General features: G+C 63.4%; 22 protein-coding genes, 1 tRNA gene and 2 pseudogenes. 14 read left to right on the top strand and 11 right to left on the bottom strand.

The window, feature by feature from the left end; translation table 11 throughout:
• Positions 1-31: 31 nt before the first annotated feature.
• Positions 32-856 (bottom strand): nucleoside triphosphate pyrophosphohydrolase, encoded by an 825-nt coding sequence (gene mazG / locus RFN28_RS09010; RefSeq protein ID WP_320287028.1) that lies wholly within the window; start codon positions 854-856, stop codon positions 32-34.
• An 82-nt stretch (positions 857-938) separates the two neighbouring features.
• On the bottom strand, positions 939-2,123 hold the full coding sequence (locus RFN28_RS09005) for an amino acid aminotransferase (protein ID WP_320287027.1): 1,185 nt from the start codon (positions 2,121-2,123) through the stop codon (positions 939-941).
• Between the two features lie 160 nt (positions 2,124-2,283).
• Here RFN28_RS09005 and RFN28_RS09000 point away from each other — a divergent pair, with 160 nt between their 5' ends.
• From RFN28_RS09000 to RFN28_RS08990, 3 genes and pseudogenes are all read left to right on the top strand, one after another.
• The gene (locus RFN28_RS09000) at positions 2,284-2,817 is read left to right on the top strand and encodes a sigma-70 family RNA polymerase sigma factor (RefSeq protein ID WP_430677571.1); all 534 of its coding nucleotides are present in this window, start codon (positions 2,284-2,286) and stop codon (positions 2,815-2,817) included.
• On the top strand, positions 2,814-3,587 hold the full coding sequence (locus RFN28_RS08995; RefSeq protein ID WP_320287025.1) for an anti-sigma factor family protein: 774 nt from the start codon (positions 2,814-2,816) through the stop codon (positions 3,585-3,587). The genes RFN28_RS09000 and RFN28_RS08995 overlap by 4 nt, the downstream gene beginning before the upstream one ends.
• Before the next feature lie 38 nt (positions 3,588-3,625).
• Positions 3,626-3,991 (top strand): annotated as a pseudogene (locus RFN28_RS08990) (Bax inhibitor-1 family protein); the annotation flags it as partial.
• A gap of 1 nt (position 3,992) precedes the next feature.
• Here RFN28_RS08990 and RFN28_RS08985 read toward each other — a convergent pair.
• Positions 3,993-4,745 (bottom strand): annotated as a pseudogene (locus tag RFN28_RS08985) (arginase family protein); the annotation flags it as partial.
• A 7-nt stretch (positions 4,746-4,752) separates the two neighbouring features.
• On the opposite strand from RFN28_RS08985, the gene RFN28_RS08980 reads away from it, so the two are divergent.
• Together RFN28_RS08980 and RFN28_RS08975 are read left to right on the top strand one after the other, a co-directional pair.
• Positions 4,753-5,424, top strand: a complete 672-nt coding sequence (locus tag RFN28_RS08980; RefSeq protein WP_320287024.1) for a lysozyme inhibitor LprI family protein — start codon at positions 4,753-4,755, stop codon at positions 5,422-5,424.
• Positions 5,425-5,524: 100 nt separating this feature from the next.
• Positions 5,525-5,674, top strand: a complete 150-nt coding sequence (locus RFN28_RS08975; protein WP_320287023.1) for an NUDIX hydrolase — start codon at positions 5,525-5,527, stop codon at positions 5,672-5,674.
• Between the two features lie 285 nt (positions 5,675-5,959).
• Here the strand turns inward: RFN28_RS08975 and RFN28_RS08970 are convergent, their stop codons facing one another.
• The 7 genes from RFN28_RS08970 to RFN28_RS08940 form a co-directional block, all read right to left on the bottom strand.
• The gene (locus RFN28_RS08970) at positions 5,960-6,781 is read right to left on the bottom strand and encodes an MBL fold metallo-hydrolase (protein WP_320287022.1); all 822 of its coding nucleotides are present in this window, start codon (positions 6,779-6,781) and stop codon (positions 5,960-5,962) included.
• 3 nt (positions 6,782-6,784) lie between these two features.
• Positions 6,785-7,579, bottom strand: coding sequence for a TatD family hydrolase (locus RFN28_RS08965; RefSeq protein ID WP_320287021.1), 795 nt, complete (start codon positions 7,577-7,579; stop codon positions 6,785-6,787).
• Entirely contained in the window at positions 7,579-9,129 is a 1,551-nt protein-coding gene (gene metG, locus RFN28_RS08960; RefSeq protein ID WP_320287020.1) for a methionine--tRNA ligase, read from the bottom strand. The genes RFN28_RS08965 and metG overlap by 1 nt, the downstream gene beginning before the upstream one ends.
• 140 nt (positions 9,130-9,269) lie before the next feature.
• Positions 9,270-10,325: a DNA polymerase III subunit delta' gene (locus tag RFN28_RS08955; RefSeq protein WP_320287019.1), complete on the bottom strand. Its 1,056-nt coding sequence runs from the start codon at positions 10,323-10,325 to the stop codon at positions 9,270-9,272.
• Complete coding sequence (gene tmk, locus RFN28_RS08950; RefSeq protein ID WP_320287018.1) at positions 10,322-10,996, bottom strand: dTMP kinase; 675 nt, start codon at positions 10,994-10,996, stop codon at positions 10,322-10,324. The genes RFN28_RS08955 and tmk overlap by 4 nt, the downstream gene beginning before the upstream one ends.
• Before the next feature lie 72 nt (positions 10,997-11,068).
• Positions 11,069-12,235 (bottom strand): D-alanyl-D-alanine carboxypeptidase family protein, encoded by a 1,167-nt coding sequence (locus tag RFN28_RS08945; protein WP_320287017.1) that lies wholly within the window; start codon positions 12,233-12,235, stop codon positions 11,069-11,071.
• Positions 12,236-12,703: 468 nt separating this feature from the next.
• Positions 12,704-13,975: a septal ring lytic transglycosylase RlpA family protein gene (locus RFN28_RS08940; RefSeq protein WP_320287016.1), complete on the bottom strand. Its 1,272-nt coding sequence runs from the start codon at positions 13,973-13,975 to the stop codon at positions 12,704-12,706.
• A gap of 622 nt (positions 13,976-14,597) precedes the next feature.
• On the opposite strand from RFN28_RS08940, the gene RFN28_RS08935 reads away from it, so the two are divergent.
• The 3 genes from RFN28_RS08935 to RFN28_RS08925 all read left to right on the top strand — a co-directional run bounded on the left by RFN28_RS08935 (position 14,598) and on the right by RFN28_RS08925 (position 15,804).
• Positions 14,598-14,834: a helix-turn-helix transcriptional regulator gene (locus tag RFN28_RS08935; protein ID WP_320287015.1), complete on the top strand. Its 237-nt coding sequence runs from the start codon at positions 14,598-14,600 to the stop codon at positions 14,832-14,834.
• Between the two features lie 628 nt (positions 14,835-15,462).
• Positions 15,463-15,591: a hypothetical protein gene (locus tag RFN28_RS08930; protein WP_320287014.1), complete on the top strand. Its 129-nt coding sequence runs from the start codon at positions 15,463-15,465 to the stop codon at positions 15,589-15,591.
• 12 nt (positions 15,592-15,603) lie between these two features.
• Complete coding sequence (locus RFN28_RS08925) at positions 15,604-15,804, top strand: hypothetical protein (RefSeq protein WP_320287013.1); 201 nt, start codon at positions 15,604-15,606, stop codon at positions 15,802-15,804.
• A gap of 4 nt (positions 15,805-15,808) precedes the next feature.
• Here RFN28_RS08925 and RFN28_RS08920 read toward each other — a convergent pair whose 3' ends face one another.
• Positions 15,809-16,024, bottom strand: coding sequence for a hypothetical protein (locus tag RFN28_RS08920; RefSeq protein ID WP_320287012.1), 216 nt, complete (start codon positions 16,022-16,024; stop codon positions 15,809-15,811).
• Positions 16,025-16,041: 17 nt separating this feature from the next.
• On the opposite strand from RFN28_RS08920, the gene RFN28_RS08915 reads away from it, so the two are divergent.
• From RFN28_RS08915 to rimO, 6 genes are all read left to right on the top strand, one after another.
• Positions 16,042-16,290 carry a tyrosine-type recombinase/integrase gene (locus RFN28_RS08915; RefSeq protein ID WP_320287011.1) on the top strand — a complete coding sequence of 83 codons (249 nt, stop codon included), beginning with the start codon at positions 16,042-16,044 and terminating at the stop codon, positions 16,288-16,290.
• 119 nt (positions 16,291-16,409) lie between these two features.
• A tRNA-Ser gene (locus RFN28_RS08910) sits at positions 16,410-16,499 on the top strand.
• 529 nt (positions 16,500-17,028) lie between these two features.
• On the top strand, positions 17,029-17,334 hold the full coding sequence (locus RFN28_RS08905) for a hypothetical protein (protein WP_320287010.1): 306 nt from the start codon (positions 17,029-17,031) through the stop codon (positions 17,332-17,334).
• A 151-nt stretch (positions 17,335-17,485) separates the two neighbouring features.
• Positions 17,486-17,893 (top strand): DUF930 domain-containing protein, encoded by a 408-nt coding sequence (locus RFN28_RS08900; RefSeq protein ID WP_320287009.1) that lies wholly within the window; start codon positions 17,486-17,488, stop codon positions 17,891-17,893.
• 168 nt (positions 17,894-18,061) lie between these two features.
• Entirely contained in the window at positions 18,062-18,748 is a 687-nt protein-coding gene (locus tag RFN28_RS08895; protein WP_320287008.1) for a TerC family protein, read from the top strand.
• Positions 18,749-18,942: 194 nt separating this feature from the next.
• On the top strand, positions 18,943-20,256 hold the full coding sequence (rimO, locus tag RFN28_RS08890) for a 30S ribosomal protein S12 methylthiotransferase RimO (protein ID WP_320287007.1): 1,314 nt from the start codon (positions 18,943-18,945) through the stop codon (positions 20,254-20,256).
• Positions 20,257-20,342 lie beyond the last annotated feature (86 nt).

The raw sequence follows: 20,342 nt of genomic DNA, 5'->3' as shown, positions 1-20,342 counted from the left end.
TTTTCCGTCCGGAATTGCGTAGAACAAACACTTATTTTTCGCTTTTGGCCAGCTGCCAAAGCGCTTCCATCTCATCAAGCGTCGCCTTCTCCAGCGAACTGCCGGAAGCCCCCAATGCCTGCTCCACATAATGGAAGCGCGAGCGGAACTTCTCATTTGTGCCGCCGAGCGAGGCTTCGGAATCAAGCTTGAGATGACGGCCGAGATTGACGATGGCAAACAGCATATCGCCGAACTCGTCCTTGATTGGGGCAGCGTCGCCCTTGGCCAGCGCCTCGCGCAATTCGCCGATCTCTTCCTCTATCTTGTCGAGGATGGGCGCTGCCTCGCTCCAGTCGAAGCCGACGCGGGCGGCCTTCTCCTGCAGCTTCAGCGCGCGGGTCAGCGCTGGGAGCGCAACCGGCACGCTGTCGAGAAAACCCTTGCCGTGATCTTCAGGATCGAGCCCCCGAGCAATGCGGGCGTTGCGCTTGTCGGCCTTCTCCGCCGCCTTGATCTTCTCCCACATGCCCTTGGCCATGCCGGCGCTGCGCGCCTTCTCGTCTCCGAAGACATGCGGGTGGCGGCGGATCATCTTGGTGGTGATGGCCTCGACGACGTCGCCGAAGGCAAATTCGCCAATCTCTTCCGCCATCTGCGCGTGGTAGACGACCTGCAGCAAAAGGTCGCCCAGTTCCTCGCGCAGATCGTCGAAATCGCCGCGCGCGATCGCGTCGGCCACCTCATAGGCTTCCTCGATCGTGTAGGGCGCGATGGTGGAGAAATTCTGCTCGATGTCCCACGGACAGCCGGTCTTCGGCGCTCTCAGCGCCGCCATGATCTCGATCAGCCGGGAGATGTCCTTCGAGGGCTTCATGCCGTAAACCCTAGCGCGCGCAGCGGCAGGCGACCAATCCCGCCGGCGGTCAAAAGCCTGTTGTCCACAGCTGCGCCGGCACTCAGTCGAGCACCGAGACGATCGCCTTGGCGAGATCGTCCATGCCGTCCTCCGGCAGGCCGGCCACATTGATGCGGCTGTCGCCCACCATGTAGACGGCATGCTCGGTACGCAGCCGCTCGACCTGCGCTTCTGTCAGCCCAAGGCGGGAGAACATGCCGCGATGGCTGGCGACGAAATCAAAGCGGTCGGAGTTGGACTGCCGCCTGAGCGCCTCGGCGAAGGCGACGCGCAGCCGAAGCATGCGCAGCCGCATCTCCTCAAGTTCCGTCTCCCAATCCTTCTTGAGGTCGGCGTCTTCGAGCACCATGCGCACGGCGGCAGCGCCATGATCCGGCGGCATCGAATAGAGCGCGCGCGCCGCCGCCAGCATCTGGCTCATCGCCACATCCGCCTGGGCGCCGTCCTTCGCCATGATCATCGCGGCGCCGACGCGGTCGCGATAGACCGCGAAATTCTTCGAGCAGCTCGAGGCGACGACCATTTCCGGCACCTTGTCGGCAAGCAGGCGCAGGCCGGCAGCGTCGGCGTCGAGGCCTTCGCCAAAGCCCTGATAGGCGATGTCGACGAAGGGCAGCAGGCCGCGCTCCAGCAGGACGTCCGCAACCTTCGCCCATTGCGCAATATCGAGATTGGCGCCGGTCGGGTTGTGGCAGCAGCCATGCAGCAGCACCACGTCGCCGCTGTTGGCCGTCTTCAGCGCCGCCAGCATGTCGTCGAAGCGGACGGCACCGGAAGCAGCATCGAAGTAGGGATAGTTGCGCACCTGCAGGCCGGCGGCGCGCATCACCGGCAGATGGTTCGGCCAGGTCGGATCGGACAGCCAGACCGTCGTGCCGGGCCGGGTGCGCTGCAGAAGCTCGGCCACGAGCCTCAGCGCGCCGGAGCCACCGGGCGCCTGTGCGGCTCGAATGCGCGACATGTCGGCCTTCTCGCCGAAGGCAAGCTTAATCATCGCGGCGTTGAAGCCGGTATCGCCGGCAAGGCCGAGATAGGTTTTGGTGTCTTGGCTGGCGAGCAGCCGCTTCTCGGCCTCGCGCACGGCGCGCATCACCGGCGTCCTGCCGTCGCGGTCCTTGTAGACGCCGACACCGAGGTCGACCTTGCCGGGGCGCGTGTCGGCGCGATAGAGGCCGATGAGGGCAAGGATCTTGTCGGCGGGCGCGGGCTGCAGGCTTTCGAACATCGATGGAGCTCCAATGGCGGCGGAGTGATACGCAAATCGGCCGCGCTTCGCCAGCGGTTTCCTACACACCGGATGCCGGCGAAGGCTGAAGTCGCCATCGGTCAAAACAGAAATCACGCGTCACCGGGATTAAAACCTTGCCCTGTTCCGTAATCAGGGCATGAAACGGTCGATGGCACGCTTCGATATTGTCGGGCAGTTGGGTTCGCTGCGGCGCTATGCGCGCTCGCTGACGCGCGACAGCGCCGATGCCGAGGATTTGGTCCATGATGCGCTCGTGCGCGCCTATGAACGCCGCGCGACCTTTCGCGTCGGCGGTAACCCGCGCGCCTGGCTGCTCGCGATCGTGCACAACATCTTCGTCGATCGCATACGTTCACGCCGGTCCGAGGCGGCACGCATCGAGCAGGCCAGCCATCTTGCCGATCAAAGCGTGCCGGCGTCCCAAGACCATTCGGTTCGCCTCTCGCAAGTGCGCGGGGCCTTCCTGGCGTTGCCGGAAGAGCAGCGAAGCGCCCTGCATCTCGTTGCCATCGAAGGGCTGAGCTACGCCGACGCCGCCGAGGTCAGCGGCGTGCCGCTTGGAACCTTGATGTCGCGCATCGGCCGCGCGCGTGCCGCGCTGCGCGAGATGGAGGAGGGCGCTCCGGTCCGCGGCAAAAACCACTTGAGGATCGTGGGAGGTGAATCATGACCGCTATCGTCGATCCTGTTACCGATAACGACCTCGACGCCTATGTCGACGATCAGCTCGATGCTGCGCGCCGCATCGAGGTCGAGGCGTTCCTGTCCGCGCGTCCGGAAGTGGCAGCGCGCGTGATGTCCGATCTGAGAACCCGCGACGAGCTGCGCGTGGCGCTTGCCGGACCAAACGGCATGGCGCGCCCGGCAACGACCGAAGCGGCGCGGCGGCTGGAGAGGGCGCTTGCCCGGGATCGTGTCCTGTCCGTGCTGCAGCGGGCCGCGGCGGCCGCCGTGCTGGTGGCGGCGGGCTGGCTTGCGAACGGTTTCTTCGGGCCGATCGCCGTCACCAAAGTGGTCGCCTCGACGCAGCCGCCCGCCTATGTCGAGGAAGCGGTGAGCGCGCACCGGACGACGCTGGTACGCGAGACGATGCCATCCCAGGCCGAAGCGCCAAATTACAATGCCGACGAGATCCGCGCCGCGACCGCGATCGTCATGCCTTCATTGCCCGACGACTGGAAGATCCGCGACGTCCAGATCTATCCGTCGCGCTTCGGGCCGAGCGTCGAGATGGCGATTGAGACGAAGGACCTCGGGCTGGTGTCGCTGTTCGCGATCAGGCCGGGCACGTTCGACGTGGTGAAGCCGACCGTCGCGCCCTCGGACGACATCTCGTCCGCCTATTTCCAGATCGGCGAGGTCGCCTACGCCGTCGTCGGACGCGGTGATGCGGGTGATCTCGACCGCGCCGCCGAGAAGCTGGCCCAAACACTCTACTGAAAAACCCGGTCGAACCGACACAAGCAAGGAGAACCCGAATGAACAGCCCCAATCTCGGATACCGAACGGGCAGCGGCGTCCAGACCGGCGCGGTCTATGACGAGGGCCTGCGCAAGCACATGCTGCGCGTCTACAACTATATGGGCCTCGGCCTCGTCGTCACCGGCCTTGTCGCTTTGGCCGTAGCCTCGACGCCGGCGCTTTATGTGCCGATCTTCTCCAGCCCGCTGAAATGGGTGGTGATGCTGGCGCCGCTTGCCTTCGTCATGATCTTCTCGTTCAAGATGCAGACGATGTCGGCCGCAGGCGCAAAGACAATGTTCTGGGCCTTCTGCGCCGTCATGGGCCTGTCGCTCGCCTCTGTGTTCCTGGTCTTTACCGGCACCAGCATCGCGCGCACCTTCTTGTGTCGCTGAGGCCGCCGGGCGTACGCGCCGCCACGCCCGGCAAGATGGAGGGATCGAGGCCGTCGCAGTCGAGGGTGACGACGACCCGCGCGCCTTCCGGAATATGGCGGAGGGCAGCTTCGACGCCTTGGGCGTGGACCTCGCGGGCGGTCACGAAGCGGCTGCCATAGCGCCGCGCCGATTCGATTTCGCCGAGGCGTGCGCTGCCGACGCCGCGGATGCCGACCTGCACGATCCCTGCGACATGCGGCATCTCGCTCGCTCGGCGCATCGGGCTCGAATAGCCGTAGCGCTCGCCATGCACCTCGTCGCGCCAGTCGATATGGGCGTCGATCTGCAGGATCCAGACCGGTCCGTGATCCGCAAAGCCGGCGAGGAAGGGAATGGGCACCGAATCGTCACCGCCGATCAGGATCGGCACGGCCGGCATTGCCAGAACCTCCCGCGTCTTAGCCTCGATCCTGGCACGGTTGCCGGCATCGTCGTGCATGACGGTCAAGATGTCGCCGGCATCAATGCAGCAGACCGGCCCGCCGTCGAACAGCGGACCGCCGAGATCGAAATCCCAGTGCTCGACCAGCGAGGCATCGTCCTGGCTCGCAGCGCGGATGGCGTTGGCGGCCAAGGCATAGCCACCGCTGTCCTTGCCTGGGTAAGTGCTGCCGTGACCGGCTCCGAAGATCACCGCACGGGGCACGCGGCCTTCGGCGAGCCGATCGGGAAAGCCGAGAAAGGAAGGCGACGCGATCATTTTCTGGATGCCTTCATTGTTGCTCCCCCGGTGCGACGGCGGCTTGGGGCAGGGTAGTTACTTCAGCCCGGAGTTTTGCGACAATTCGCGCCTGGCGCAACAAAATGGGGCTATGGCGATGAAGAGTGTTCTCATGCTGGCGGGTTGTTGTTTGCTGCTTGTCACCTTGGCGCCTGCGGCGGCCGAGGAGAAACTACATACCTCGGACAAGGCGGCGCTTGCCGAATGCCTGAAATATGTCGGCGCCTTTCCAGGCGTCGTTCCCGGGGTGAACGATACGCCGACGCCGGCCATCCAAATCGACAACGCAATCAAGCTCGCCGGACACGAGCCTGCCTCGTGCATCAATTACGTGACCGAGTTGTGCTCTTTCGAGAGCGACGACGGCCAGTCAGAACTTGGATTGATCGATTGCGCCAACCGCGAGGTCCAGGTGTGGGAGGATCGCCTCAATACGACCTATGCGGTGCTGATGACCAAGGCCGCGCCAAAGGCGCGGGAGGGTTATCGCAAGATGCAGCGCGCCTGGATCGCCTACCGCGACGCGCGCTGCGCGGCGGAAGGGTCCGCCGAAACCGTCAATACCGATCGTCAAAGCAACATCATCGTCAGCTGCGTGCTCGATGCGACGGCCCGGCAAGCGCTGATCCTCGATGATGAGCTGTCGGACCTGCAGTGATCCGGCGGCGAGAGGTGGCATAGGCACTCCGCATCGGCCATGTCGCCTTGGGGCAGTGCGCTTGCTACAGTGAGTGATCATCAGAAATCCGAGGACCGCAATGAAGCAGAGGATCATCGTCTGTCCGCTTATCGAGAACGATTGCGCCTATCTGCTTTGCAAGATGCCAAGCGACCGTGGGGTGTTTTCTGGTCAATGGGCTTTGTCCGGCGGCGGCATGGAACCCGGGGAAAAGATCGAGGAGGCCTGATCCAAGCCTGATTTTGGTCACGGTGACGGATTGCCCACCATAGCTAATTCGACTGAACCGTAAGTCGCATAAGATAGATTATGGAACTGTGGCGCTAAGCGCGCATCTGGAAATCCGCTGCGTTTTTCGGTCCACCCCCAGCACGCTGCCGCCGGAAATGCTGCGGACGAGGCGCAATTCAAACGCCGTGCAGCCCATCGGTCGGATTGGCTTCGGGCTAATCGGAGCGCAGCTAACGTGCTGCGCCGATCCAAGCAAACCGAACAGCCAAATGAACAAGCGTCTCTACAACGCTGACTCGTAAGGAATTTCGATCGCCATGCCGTCATAGGCCGGCACCACGTGGTCCGGCGTCTCGGCCATCACGGCGGCGTAGTCCAGCGGCACATGCATATGCGTTAGCACGGCGCGTTTTGGCGCGAGCTTGTCGATCCAGCCCAATGCTTGGCCGAGCGACAAATGGCTGGGATGCGTGTTGTATTGCAGGGCGTCGATCACCAGCACGTCGAGGCCGCGCAGCCGTTCGGCGGTGGCGGCCGGAAAATCGCTGATGTCGGGGCAATAGGCGATGCCGCCGGCGCGGAAGCCCAGCGAGATGATGTCGCCATGGATTTGCGGCAGCGGCTCAAGGGTGAGGGGACCCCCCTCGCCTTCGACCACCACTGGCCTGGCATGGTCGATCAGATGCGGCTTGACGATCGGCGGATAGGAACTCCCGGGCGGCGTCTCGAAGCAATAGCTGAACGCCTGCCGCAGCCGTCCCATCGTCGGCTCGTCGGCGTGGATGTCGATGCGGTGCCGCTGCTCGTGCACATAGCCGCGCAGGTCGTCGATGCCGTGGATGTGGTCGGCATGCGGATGGGTATAGACGACGGCGTCGATCCGCCTGACCGCTGCGAGCAGCATCTGTTCGCGGAAATCCGGCCCGGTGTCGATGACCACCGTCGTGCGGCCGCCATTCCCGGCAATCCGCTCGACAAGAGCCGCCGTGCGCATGCGCCTGTTCTTCGGATTCTTGGGATCGCAATTGCCCCAGTCGCCGGTGATGCGCGGCGTGCCGGGCGACGAGCCGCAACCGAGAATGGTGAAGCGCAGCCGGTCGCTCATCTCTCAGGCGCCCCGCATGTCCGGGCGCGGCATCTTGGTGAATAGCCGGAAGACATTTTCCGTGGTGATGTCTGCGATCTCGGCCTCGCTGACACCGATGGTTTCAGCGAGCACCTTTGCCGTGTTTGTGACAAAGGCGGGCTCGTTGCGTTTCCCCCGATGCGGGATCGGCGCCAGGTAAGGCGCGTCGGTCTCGACCAGCAGCCGCTCGCGCGGCACATCGGCGGCGATGGCGCGCAGTTCGGTCGAGTTCTTGAAGGTCAGGATGCCCGAGAAAGAGACATAACCGCCCAGCGCCACGCCAACCTCGGCCAGCCTGCGCCCGGATGAAAAACAATGCAGAATGAAGGGGAAGGCGCCCTTCCCCGTCTCGTCTTCCAGGATCGCCGCCATGTCGTCATCGGCATCGCGCGAATGGATCACGAGCGGCAGCCCGGTCCGGCGCGCGGCCGCAATGTGGGTGCGCAACCCTTGCGCCTGCGCATCACGCGGCGCGTGATCATAGAAGTAGTCGAGGCCGGCTTCGCCGATCGCCACCACCTTGGGGTGGCTGGAAAGCCGCACCAGCTCGTCGGCGGTCAAGTCGAGCTCTTCCGCCGCTTGGTGTGGATGAGTGCCGACCGAGCAATAGACTTCGTTAAAAGTTTCAGCGATTTCAAGTACTTGCTGAAAACGCCTCACGCGCGTCGAGATCGTCACCATGCGACCGACCCCGGCGGCCAGGGCGCGGGCGACGATGGCCGCCCGCTCCTCGGCGAAGTCTGGAAAATCGAGATGGCAATGGCTGTCGACGAGCATCAGGCTTTGGTGTCCTGCTCGACATAACGCGGAAACACGCCTTGGGGTGCCGGCAAAGCGGCGCCGGGCACGAGCGCATACTCGGCGTGGACGTGCTCGAATTTGCGCTTGTCCGCCGGCACGGCCAAAACGTCGAGCAGCTTTGCGGCCGATCCGGGAATGAAGGGCTGGCAAAGCACCGCCACCCGCCGGACGACTTCGGCCGTCGTCCACAGCACCGTTTCCATGCGCTCGGGGTCGGTCTTCCTGAGCGCCCAGGGCTCTTGCGACGCGAAGTAGCGATCGGCTTCGGCCACCACGCTGAAGATCGCGGCCAGCGCCAGATGGATGCCCTGCTCCGCCATTGCCCTGCGCGCCACGGCAAGCGCCTCAACGGCCTGGTCGAGGATCGCTGTATCGGCCTCGGTAAGGTCGCCGCGCTTCGGCACCGCGCCGCCGCAGTTCTTGGCAATCATCGACAGCGAGCGCTGCGCCAGATTCCCAAGGCCGTTGGCGAGATCGGCATTGGTGCGGTTGACGATCGCTTCGTGGCTGTAGTTGCCGTCCTGGCCGAACGGCACCTCGCGCAGGAAGAAATAGCGCACCTGGTCGACGCCGTAGTGCTCCGCCATAGTGAACGGGTCGATGACGTTGCCGACCGACTTCGACATCTTCTCGCCGCGGTTGAACAGGAAGCCGTGGCCGAAGACGCGCTTGGGCAGCGGAATTCCCGCCGACATCAGGAAGGCCGGCCAGTAGATGGCGTGGAAGCGCACGATGTCCTTGCCGATGATGTGCGCGTCCGCCGGCCAGAAACGCCATTTTTCAGCGTTTTCATCGGGATAGCCGACAGCGGTGATGTAGTTGGTCAAGGCGTCGACCCACACATACATCACATGCTTCTCGTCGCCCGGCACCGGGACGCCCCAGTCGAAGGTGGTGCGCGAGATCGACAGGTCCTTCAGCCCCGACTTGACGAACCGCATCACCTCGTTGCGGCGCTCGGCCGGGCCGATGAAGTCGGGCTGGCTTTCGTAAAGCGCGATCAGTCTGTCCTGATAGGCCGAAAGCCGGAAGAAATAGCTCTCCTCCTCGACCCATTCGACAGGCGTTCCCTGCGGTCCGTAGCGCACATTGTCGTCGCGGACCTCGGTCTCTTCCTCGCCGTAATAGGCTTCGTCGCGCACCGAATACCAGCCGGCGTAGCCGCCCTTGTAGATGTCGCCATTGGCGGCCATCGCCTTCCAGATCGCCTGCGAGGAGGCGTAGTGCCGCTCTTCCGTGGTGCGGATGAAATCGTCGTTGGAGGCATTGAGCGCGCTCGCCATGCGCTTGAACTCGGCCGCGTTGCGGTCGGCGAGCTCGCGCGGCGAAATGCCTTCCTTTCGGGCCGTTTGAAGCATCTTGATGCCGTGCTCATCGGTGCCGGTCAGGAAGTAGACTTGCCTGCCGTCGAGCCGCTGGAAGCGGGCAAGTGCGTCGGTGGCGATCAGCTCGTAGGCATGGCCGATATGCGGCTTGCCGTTCGGGTAGGAGATCGCGGTCGTGATGTAGAATGTGTCGCGTGACATGAATGAACCGTCATGAATGTCTGAATGGAAGCCGTGGCGGTGGATATCCTATCGGCATGGCGATTGCCATCCCGAGGCCGATGCATGCCGCCCAAAAGCGGCGCCCGGTTTTGGGGCAACGGCATGCATCAAGAAAACCGTCACATTCGCAGTGCAGACTTCAGGCGGTCGATCATGGTCAGGGCGTGCTGCTTCTTGTCGAGATTGTAGGTCTCGGCTTCAGATATCGTGTTCAGAGCCTCGTGCCAAGCCTCGGACAGCGTTTTGGCCTTGGCAAGATCGCCGGCTAAAGCCGCTTCGCTAGCGGCCTCCGATAGAAGATCGAGCGCGCGACGATTGAAGATATCGAACTGGATCGCCTGGTCGCGGCCGGCGACGGCCTCGGCGAGGCGGTGCGCGCCGGCAATGTCGGGCTTCTGCGCCGCCACTAGGGCGTCCAGGGCACCGGCGATTTCCAGCCCGCCATATTGGGTAAGCAGGATCGCGTTGCGGGCGCTGCCCCCTGCCCGCTCAGCCAGTGCCGTGCGCGCCGCCGGATCGTCTGGCGGCGGCGGTTCGATACCTTCGAGCACCGCCATCAGTTCGTCGGCGGCGAGCGGCGTCAGCCGCACCATTTGGCAGCGCGACCGTATCGTCGGCAGAAGGCTGCCCGGCGCATGCACGATGAGGATGAACAGGGTGCGCGCCGGCGGCTCCTCGAGATTCTTGAGCAAGGCGTTGGCGGCATTGGTGTTCATGTCGTCCGCCGGATCGACGATAACGACACGGTAGCTGCCGTCATGCGAGGTCATCGCCAGGAAGCGATTGACCTTGCGGATCTCGTCGACGGTGAGCACCGTCTTGAAGCTCTTGGTCTTGTCGTTGGCCGGACGCGTGAGATGCAGCATCGAAGGATGCGCGCCGGTGGCGATCTGGCGAAACAGCGACGATGACGGATCGGGTACGGCGAGCGTGTCGGGCGCAGCCTTGAAGTCCGGATATTTCAGAAGATGGTGCGCCAGATGGAAGGCGAGCGTCGCCTTGCCGATGCCGAGCGGCCCGGCCAGGATCAGCGCATGCGGCAGCTTGCCGGCGCGGTAGGCGGCGGCAAGCATGTTCGCTGCCTGAGAGTGGCCGATAAGCCGCGGCGTTTCCGACGGCTCGGGTACGCCGTCCAGCGTATCGTGCTGTTCCGGGGCGATGCGTTCGAAGATCATGCGGGCGCCGTCTGCTTCCTTTGCACCGGCATCCGCCTTTCCAGCACCGCGAACACCGCCGCGGTAACGACATTCTCCACCGTTTCCGGATCGGCCGACGCATCGATGACGATGCAGCGATCCGGCTCCGCCTCGGCGATCGCCAGGAAGGCCTCGCGCCGGCGCTGGTGGACGGCGAGCGTTTCCTTCTCGAAACGGTCGGCGCTGTCGCCCGCGCCGCGGCGCGCCGCCGCGCGCTTCAGGCCTTCGGCCGGATCGATGTCGAAGATCAGCGTCATGTCGGGGACCATGCCGTTGATGGCGACCGCCTCCAGCGCTTCCATGAAATCCGGGTCGAGCCCGCCGGTGATGCCCTGATAGACGCGCGAGGAATCCATGAAACGGTCGCACAGCACGATCGAGCCGCTCTCGACCGCCGGCCGGATCACCTGCTCGACGTGGTCGGATCGCGCGGCGGCGAAGAGGATCGCCTCCATCTTCGGGCCGAAGGGCTCGGCAGCGCCGGACAGAAGCACGTGTCTCACCGCTTCGGCGCCCGGCGAGCCGCCCGGCTCGCGCGTAACGAGCACTTCATACTTCTTGGCGCGCATGCGCCGGGCCAGCCGCTCGATCTGCGTCGACTTGCCGGCTCCTTCGCCGCCTTCGAAGGTGATGAAAAATCCGCTCGTCAACCGAGAATGCCTTTGCTCACGCTGGCCGCTGTCATAGCTCCCGTCCGAGAAAAGGTCCACGAGCCTGCCCGATCACAAATGTTTCTGACGCAGCCAGCCGACAGCCAGTTCCTTGGCCGCGTCGAGCGCGCGCTGCGGCAGCGTGCCGACTTTCACCGACTCGGCGGCGAAAAGCGGCGTCCGCTGGCTGAGCGTGTCGCCTATCCAAACGCGCAATTCCCCGACCGGTTGCCCCTCCTCCACCGGCGCCGCCACCGGACCGTCATAGACGATCTTGGCGGTCAGCTTGTCGCGGTTGGCTATCGGCAGAAAGATGTCCACCGGGCCCTTGGCTTTCAAGGCCACGCCGGATTGGGCGCCACCGAAGACCTGCGCTTCGCCGACAACCTCGTCCTTGGCGAAGATCTCCGTCTTCTGGAAGGATCGCGAACCCCAGTCGAGCAGCTTGCGCGCCTCTTCGGAGCGCTCTCGATCGTTCGCCAGCCCGCTCAGCGCCGCAATCACGCGGATGCCGTTGTGGCTGACCGTGCCGACAATGCCGAAACCGGCGGACTCGCTCGCCCCGGCCACGAAACCGTCGGCGTCGATGCCCATGGCCAAAAGCGGATTGCGGTTACGCTGGGAGATCTTGTTCCAGGTGAAGTCCGGCTGGCCATAATAATGGAAGAACTCCGGATAGTCGCGCCAGATATGCAGCGCCAGCATCGTCAGTTCCCGCACCGTCGTCTGCTGGCCGTCGGCCGGCAGCCCGGTCGAATTGACGAAGGTCGATTTCGAGAGGCCGAGTTCGCGGGCGCGCTCGGTCATCTGCGCGGCGAAATTCGCCTCCGAGCCCGCCATGCCTTCGGCAAGCACGATGCAGCCGTCATTGGCGGCCTGCACTGTGACGCCCTGGATCAGATCCTCGACGCGGACCGCCGATTTGAGCTTGGCGAACATGGTCGAGGTTCCCGACGGCGCGCCGCCCGTGCGCCAGGCGTTTTCGCTGACGACGAAGGTGTCGTCGAGCGTCATCCGCTTCGCCTTGAGAGCGTTGAAGACCATCTCCATCGTCATCAGCTTGGCCATGGAGGCCGGCGGGATCGGCTTGTCGGCATCTTTTGCGAAAAGCACCGTGCCGGTGTCGGCATCGATCATGAAGGCCTGGGCCGCCTTGGTCTCGAAAAGCTGCGCGCTTGCCGGAGAGAGTGTGAGCAACAGGCAGAGCGCCGTAACGAGCGGGAAAAGGCGAAATTGCATAAAGCTCAACCTGCTAGTGCGCGTTCTTCGACATATGTTTGACAGGTTTGAGGCCTGCCGGCTGCCAATATCTTAGCCTTCTCTTTGAGTGAGCTATCGGAAACGTTCGGGATTGGCCGAGGTCTCCCGAACCTCGTCATCCCAGGGCGAAGCAGGAGCGAAGCTCCGTCGCGAAGACCCTGGGATCCAGGCCGTAACCGCGGCTGAGGAATGCAACGAAGCAGAATTCTGCACCGTAGTGGTGCCTTGAGGTCACGGCATGGATCCTGGGGTCTGCGCCGCGTCGCTGCGCTCCTTGCTTCGCCCCAGGATGACGACGCGACGAGCGTTTCGGCCAATCTGCAAGGCATGCGATCTGTCAACGCAAGCACATCCGACCCGTCAAATTTTCCGCGCCAAGAGAGCTGTTGGTAAGCCCGGCCAAGCTATCAGGGTTTTTTCCGCTCGATCAACTGCGCGCGAAATTGATCAGTTTCGCACAACCAATGCGTCCGGCGCCCCATGCGACCAGGCTGCCCGCAGCAGGTCGTCGATGCTGCCGTGGCCATCCGGATAGACGTTGACCGCATACCAGTCGTTGCCGTCGAGTTCGGTGCGCTGGATCTCGGTCCGGCCGAAGGGCTCGAGGGCCGTCGCCACGCGCTTGGCCTCGGCGGCATCGTCGAAGGAGCCAGCCGCGATATAGTCCGAGGCCGGCGCTTGTTCCTGGCGGTTCGATTTCTTCCACGACCGCAGGATGTCGGCCGGCGACATGCCGCTGGTGTCGAGGGCGGCAAAGACATCGGCGCGATTGACGCGCTCATCCGCATAGGACAGCGAGGCCATGGCAAAGGGCGAGTTCGGCGGCAGCCTGAATTCCGGCCGCTCCGGCACGATCGGCCCGAAATCAGGCAAGGTGACATCGCCGTCGCCCGGCGCCTGCGCCGACATCGCTGGCTGCTCGGCCAGAGCCGGCTGCTCTGAGAGGCCCGGCTGCGCGGCGAAGGCCTGCCCCGAATTGGTGAGCTTGCCGGGGAACGGCACGGCGGCCTGAGGCGCATCCGTCTGGATGCTGGGCGACGGGCCGTTCATGGCGATCATCACGCCGGTCGGCAGACCATCGGACGGATCCGGCCGCCTGTTGCCGGGATGATAGGACGCCATCAGATACTGGTCGTCATTGCCGTCCAGCGGCGCCCGGCCGACATACTCGACCTTCACCCTTGCGGTGCCGACATTGGCATAATCGAGCATCTGGGCGGCGCGCTGCGACACATCGATGATGCGGCCTTCATGATAGGGGCCGCGATCGTTGACGCGCACGATCACCGAACTGCCCGTGTCGAGATTGGTGACGCGGGCGTAGCTCGGCAGCGGCATTGTCGGGTGCGCCGCCGTTAGCTGCGCCGTGTCATAGACCTCGCCATTGGCGGTCAGGCGGCCGTGGAAGGCGTCACCATACCAGGAGGCCAGGCCAGTCTTGGCGTAGTGCTTCTCTTCCTTCGGGTAGTACCACTTGCCGCGCACCTGATAGGGCTTGCCGAGCTGGTCGCGCCCGCCGCCGCGCCGCATGAAGGCGACGCGCGGGCTCGCCTTCACGCCATATTCGGATTCGGCGAAATATTCCTTGGAGTGCGGCCGCTTGTCGAGCATCGCCCTAGGCTGCGGCGTCGACCCGCAGCCGGCGAGCAGAGCCGCCGATACAGCGCACAGCGCGAAAGCAGGAGCGCGACGAAGACGCGGGCGCGCCGAGGTCTGCATTTTTCTATTGTCCCCTCTCGCTGCCAGTTCGCGGAGCCAAGCCGACGAACGTTAGCGACACCTTGATCCCCAATCCCTTTTGCACAGGAATTGTTTATCACGATGTTAATCGATTATGGCCGGAACCGGGCGAGATTATGGCGGGAACTGCCGCAAAGACGCACGGATGAGCGCCGGATGGAGGGGCAGCTTTTTTGGAGGGGGACTTCCTTTTCCAACCGGCGCTCATGGCGCCGAAATCTTGCGCCGAGCAGGACCCTAGCACGAGCCTCGGCAGAGGCTTCCTAGATCGAACGGATGGCCTGGCTCATCTATATTAGCTAAAGCTTGAAGAAACCATCTGTTTTGCTTAACTGGCGTACAAAATGATTCACATACAGTAGTCAGGCCGGCGCCGGGCCAAGGGCTCACCTTCAGAGGGTAAGAAAACGCCCACTACGTTCTCCGCAGTGGGCGCCAGTTCGGGAGGTAATGAAACGCGTGTGCGGTCAGGTGCGTCGCCCCTTGCCCATCAATAACGATACGCCTCGCTTAGCTGGATAATAAGCGCGCAGCAGTTGAAGCACCGCATATTCGAGTTGCGTGACATTTCTGCCACAGAGCAAACCAGCAAACTTTGCCGATGTTGAGCGAAGCGCCAGCACAATGCAGGGCCGCGCGCGGGCTTGTTGAACTCGACCAGGCGGCACTTGCTGAGGCCGCGAAGATCTCCCGGAACACCGTCGTTTCCTTCGAAAAGGGGCAACGCATTCCGGGGGCCAGCAACCTACACGCAATCCAGCGCGCCCTGGAAGCCGCCGGCGTCGAGTTCATCGCTGAGAACGGCGGCGCCGGCGTGAGGTTGAGGAAGAGCGGCTAAAAGCTTGCGCGGCTACCGCGCGGCCTTTGCAGGCGACTTTGCTGGCGGCGCGTTCGGGTTTGAGCAAGCGGGGTTTGACAATTCACACCGAGAGGGTGGCTTACCGCCCAAGCCGCCATAACGTTCCGCGAGTTTTGCGAATCCGTAGGCGAAGGCGAAGAGAAGCGCCAGGACAATCGCTATTCGGACTGCCATAACCGAATTGTAGCAGGACCTCGCTCCAGATTTGACCAGCCACAGGTAGAAGGATGAGCCGAACGAAGCCGGGCGCGCTCTGGCGCTTCTCTGTGGCCTGCTGCGCATATGCCGCCTGCCGGTGCTCCTGATACTCCCGCGCCAGCACCATGCATTTGAGCGCCATGGAACGAGACAGGCCAGGCTGTTTCTCAACCCACGGCCCAAGATGCCCGTGAGGCAGCGTCGCTTGACCCCAGGTCACCGCATCCGGATCCGCACCGGAGGGCGCGACATTCAGTCAGCGGAACCAAAGGGATAGGCCACAGTTCTCCATTAGAAGGGATCGCTAACCGTGAGGATGCGGCAGTATGGTTGAATTGGTAGTGTTGGAGCAAGCAGTCGCCAGGCAACGCGCGAAGCGCGCAGAGATCTCTCTCAATCAGGCAAGACGATGCTCGACGAGAGCTGCGGGCTCGCGGTCGGCCTCGCCCTTTGCAGCCGTATCCGGGCCGAACATCGGCGCGCGAAGGCTGCCAGAAGGCGACTGCTGAAGATCGTGCCGCCGACAAGCGTGCCGTAAGGAGACATCCCTATGGTGATGTTCGAACCGCTCAACTCGGACGGCCGAAAGCGGAGCGCCGTGTACCATGCGGCACGGCTTTCCATGCTGCACGACCGTCTGGCGAAAAAGCTCGAACAGGTCGACCATGCGGCCGACGAGGTTGAGCAGGCCGCGGCGGTTTTGGTCGAGGTGACGCGTCAGCCGGAAAGCTGGCAGACTCTTGGCATGTGATCTCTCAGGCTCGTCGGCCGAGTTCACTCGTCGCGACCCATCGGCGCCACCACTCCCGCTCCAGCACGGCAGGCACCATATTGACCGACAGCGACCGCGGTGCGTCGTGCGCGGCGGCATGCTCGGCGAGGAAGCGATCGTCGGGCATGCGCTCGACGGCTTCAGCGAGACAGCCCAAGGCTTGGTCGATCCAAGCAGCGGCGGATCGGTAAGCAGTCATGCGGCGTTGCCTCCGACATGCCGAGACTTTGCCAGCCGCGGGATCTGAAGGCCGACGGCCAGCCATTGCAGCCGCGTTCACTGACGCATGAGTGGGGCAGGGTCCTTGGTAAGACAGCCCTGCCCCGTATCCGGTTTCACGACCTCCCGCACACCCATGCTACGCAGATGTTGTCAGCCGGGGTTCACCCGAAGGTTGCCAGCGAGCGCCTTGGGCAGTCGACGATCGGCATCACGCTCGACCTTTATCGCAGCCGAGCAAGTTGACGCGGCGTTGCAGGCGGCTATAAGCAGCGAACGGAAAGCCAAATAGTTGCAATCTGCGTAGCAACCGGCCATTTCAGCCAGTTAGCAAAAACCGAAAAGCGCAATAAAAGCAATTAGTTGGAGGGATGGCCGAGCGGTTTAAGGCACCGGTCTTGAAAACCGGCGTGGGCGCAAGTTCACCGTGGGTTCGAATCCCACTCCCTCCGCCAAGTTAGCGCAGCCTTTGCCGTCCGCTTACTAGAATATACCGCTTTCGGACTCGCGATCGGCGTAGAGATCACGCTGAGGCCACCTACTATATAGGCAATATCTTGCATTCCGAGAGGAACGTACCCTTGCGCGTCTTCGGGCGCTTGTGGGGAGTTCCAATGCGCACAATTCTCGCTCTGGCCGCACTCACGGCCTGCTTCTCCATGTGGGACCATTTCGCAAACGACGGAACGTATAGCGCCGCCCTGCAGCGGAGCATTTTAGGTGCAGCACAGAGGCTTCCTGGGTGATTACTTCCGGCGGACCATGACTGCCAGAACTGAGGACGATCGCAGCTAGACGAATGCGCTTGCTTGGCGCCTGGGTCGTCGAGCCACCGTCGCGGCATCGTGGGTGCTGTATACGCGCGGCTATCCTCTCCGTAGCGGTCGCCATACCCGATTGCGCAAGCCGACGGCCTCTCCGGTCGCAAGGCTGGCACCAGTCCGCTGTGCTAAACAGGTCCCGTCATTCACCGGAGCCACAGCCATGACCTCCCCTGTTGGAAACCAGCACAGCGCTGGCGTGGTGCAGCGTAACCTCAGACCTCAGACGCCGTCCGAGGAAACCTTCCCCGGCAAGAGCGCCGAAAGTGTTGGCCATCTCGCCAAAGTCTCGGTTGCTGACACAGGCAACAGCGAGCCGGGCGCGCAAGGTCGGGCAGCGTCCCGCATTGCCCGAATGGACATCACCGTGCTTCCCCCGACCGGCTCGGGCGACATCCAGGTGCCAGACGCAGGAAGCGGAGACGACAGCGCAGCGGAAGAGGCTGCAACAGAGAACGCTATCGCCTGACGCGGCCGTAAAAAGCGGCCGGGCCGAATTTGCTCGCGGCGGGCATTTTGGGGCCGTACGGCCGCCGGCGGGGTTCGAATCACGAGCCGGTGAATCCCGGCCGGCACCAATCTCACAAGCGCGTGCGTTTGGTTGATTTCTCAGACAAAATATGCTGCTTGTCGCGCCCATGAAAAAGCTCTGCCTGATGGTCTTGGCGTCCCTGACGCTGGCCTGGCCGGCCAAGGCGATGGACAACGCGTTGCGCGCCGGCCTGCTGAAACTCGATCCGCAGACTCGTCTCGAGCAGCGTTGCGACGCCGAAGTGCTCGACCGGATCAGCCACGACGATCACAACTACAAAGCCGATCGAGTCGTGGCCTATGCCTTCGCCACACCGCAGATGAGCGCCGATGCGATAAGGAGCCCAGGCGCCGCCTTTCGCAGCAAGGGTCAATGGTTCCGGCTGAAATTCAAGTGCCAGACCGCACCCGACCACATGCAAGTGCTGCAGTTCCGTTACAAGATCGGCGACGAGATCCCGGAAACCGACTGGGCAAAATACAATCTTTACGACTAGCCATCGGCCGTCCCCTGCTGCCGGCGTTCGGCTAAAATTCTTTGCACCGGGCGCGAGGAAAGTTGTTTTCCGGCCGATCCTGAATCACTGTCTTGACGCTGATACAGCGTGCCTTTAGGCCCCCTCTGGACAATTCGCGACGCCCGCCCAGGCAAGGATTTCTAGTTTATGGAAATATTTACTGCCGCAGGCCTTTCGGCCCTTTTCCAGGTTGTCGCGATCGACCTCGCGCTTGCAGGTGACAATGCAATCGTGATCGGCCTGGCGGCAGCCGGCCTGCCGGCCGATCAGCGCAAGCGAGCCATTCTCGTCGGCATTGCCGCGGCCACCGTCCTTCGCATCTTGTTCGCCCTGATCACGCAATGGCTGCTGAGCATCGGGCCGATGCTGCTCATTGCAGGCGGCCTGCTGCTCTTGTGGGTTTGCTGGAAGATGTGGCGCGAGTTGCGCGTCAGCCCCGAAGACGAACTTGACGCGACCGAAGCGCTGGCGAATGACGACTACAACAAGGATCGGATGATCGCCGGCAAGACGCCGCGCAAGACCTTCTCGCAGGCCGCCTGGCAAATCGTCATCGCCGACGTCTCCATGTCGCTCGACAATGTGCTGGCCGTTGCCGGCGCCGCCATGAAGCACCCGACGGTGCTCGTCATCGGCCTGGCCCTATCGATCGCGCTGATGGGCTTTGCCGCTTCCTTTGTAGCGCGCCTGCTGCAAAAATATCGCTGGATTGCCTATATCGGCCTGCTGATCATTCTATACGTCGCGATCAACATGCTGCTCGAAGGCGCCGTGCAGCAGTTTCCCGACCATTTCGCTTTCCTGGCGCCCTGGTTCGGGCCGGATGGTCATTGAAAAGCTTCCTGGCAAAGGGTGGTAAGGGGCCGCTCGGGCCGGCAACGCCCGCCGCGCGGCCAATTGGCCGGTTTGCTTGATTGCGGAAGCGTGCTATTGCGCCGCGCGAATTGGCTAAGCCGCACAGCGCAGATCGATATTAAGGCCTTGGCCGGATTGCGATCTCGCTCCCTTGTCTCTTGGAAAAATCGCTAATGTCCGCGCCCCGCGTCAGTTTCGTCAGTCTTGGTTGCCCGAAGGCGCTCGTCGATTCCGAGCGCATCATCACGCGGCTGCGCGCCGAGGGTTACGAGATCGCCCGCAAGCATGACGGCGCCGACCTCGTCGTCGTCAACACTTGCGGCTTCCTCGATTCCGCGCGCGACGAGTCACTCAACGCCATCGGCTCCGCCCTTTCGGAAAACGGCCGCGTCATCGTCACCGGCTGCCTCGGTGCCGAGCCGGAGGTCATCCGCGAGAAGCACCCCAATGTGCTGGCGATCACCGGACCGCAGGCCTATGAGAGCGTGATGGCGGCGGTGCATGAGGCAGCACCTCCCAGTCACGACCCTTACGTCGATCTGCTGCCGCCCCAGGGCGTCAAGCTCACGCCGCGCCACTACGCCTATCTGAAGATCTCGGAAGGCTGCAACAACCGCTGCACCTTCTGCATCATCCCGGCGCTGCGCGGCGACCTCGTTTCGCGGCCGGCGGCGGATGTGCTGCGCGAGGCCGAAAAGCTCGCCAAGGCCGGCGTCAAGGAAATCCTGGTCATCTCGCAGGACACCAGCGCCTACGGCATCGACATCAAGTACCAGACGAGCCTGTTCGGCGATCGCGAGGTGCGGGCAAGATTCCTCGACCTCGCCGAGGAGCTCGGCAAGCTCGGCATCTGGATACGCATGCACTATGTGTATCCCTACCCCCATGTCGCCGACGTCATTCCGCTGATGGCGGAGGGAAAAATCCTTCCCTATCTCGACATCCCCTTCCAGCATGCCTCGCCGCAGGTGCTGAAGAACATGCGCCGTCCCGCCCATGGCGAAAAGACGCTGGAGCGTATCCGCGGCTGGCGCGAAACCTGCCCGGATCTTGCCATCCGCTCGACCTTCATCGTCGGTTTCCCCGGCGAGACGGAAGACGATTTCCAGATGCTGCTGGACTGGCTGGACGAAGCAAAAATCGACCGCGCCGGCTGCTTCAAATACGAACCGGTCAAAGGCGCGCGCTCCAACGACCTCGGCCTCGAGCAGGTGCCGCAGGAGGTCAAGGAGGCGCGCTGGCACCGCTTCATGCAGCGCCAGCAGAAGATCTCGGCAGCGCAGCTCGCCAGAAAGGTCGGCAAGCGGCTGCCGGTGCTGATCGACGAGGCGCACGGCACCTCGGCCAAGGGCCGCACCAAATATGACGCGCCCGAGATCGACGGATCGGTGCATATCCAGTCGCGCCGGCCGCTGCGCGCCGGTGAGATCGTCACGGTCAAGGTCGACCGCGCCGACGCATATGATCTTTACGGCTCGGCGGTCTGATACCCGCGCGAAAGTGGACGTCTCCAATGAAGTAAGGCGCCCTGCGGGCGCCCTTAGGCTCTTCACAGCCCCTCGGCTTCAGCGGC

Origin of the sequence: Mesorhizobium album, assembly GCF_033977205.1 — a bacterium.
Classification (GTDB): domain Bacteria; phylum Pseudomonadota; class Alphaproteobacteria; order Rhizobiales; family Rhizobiaceae; genus Mesorhizobium; species Mesorhizobium album.
Note: the sequence above shows the minus strand (reverse complement) of the source record. Positions and strands in the feature narration are given on the sequence as shown.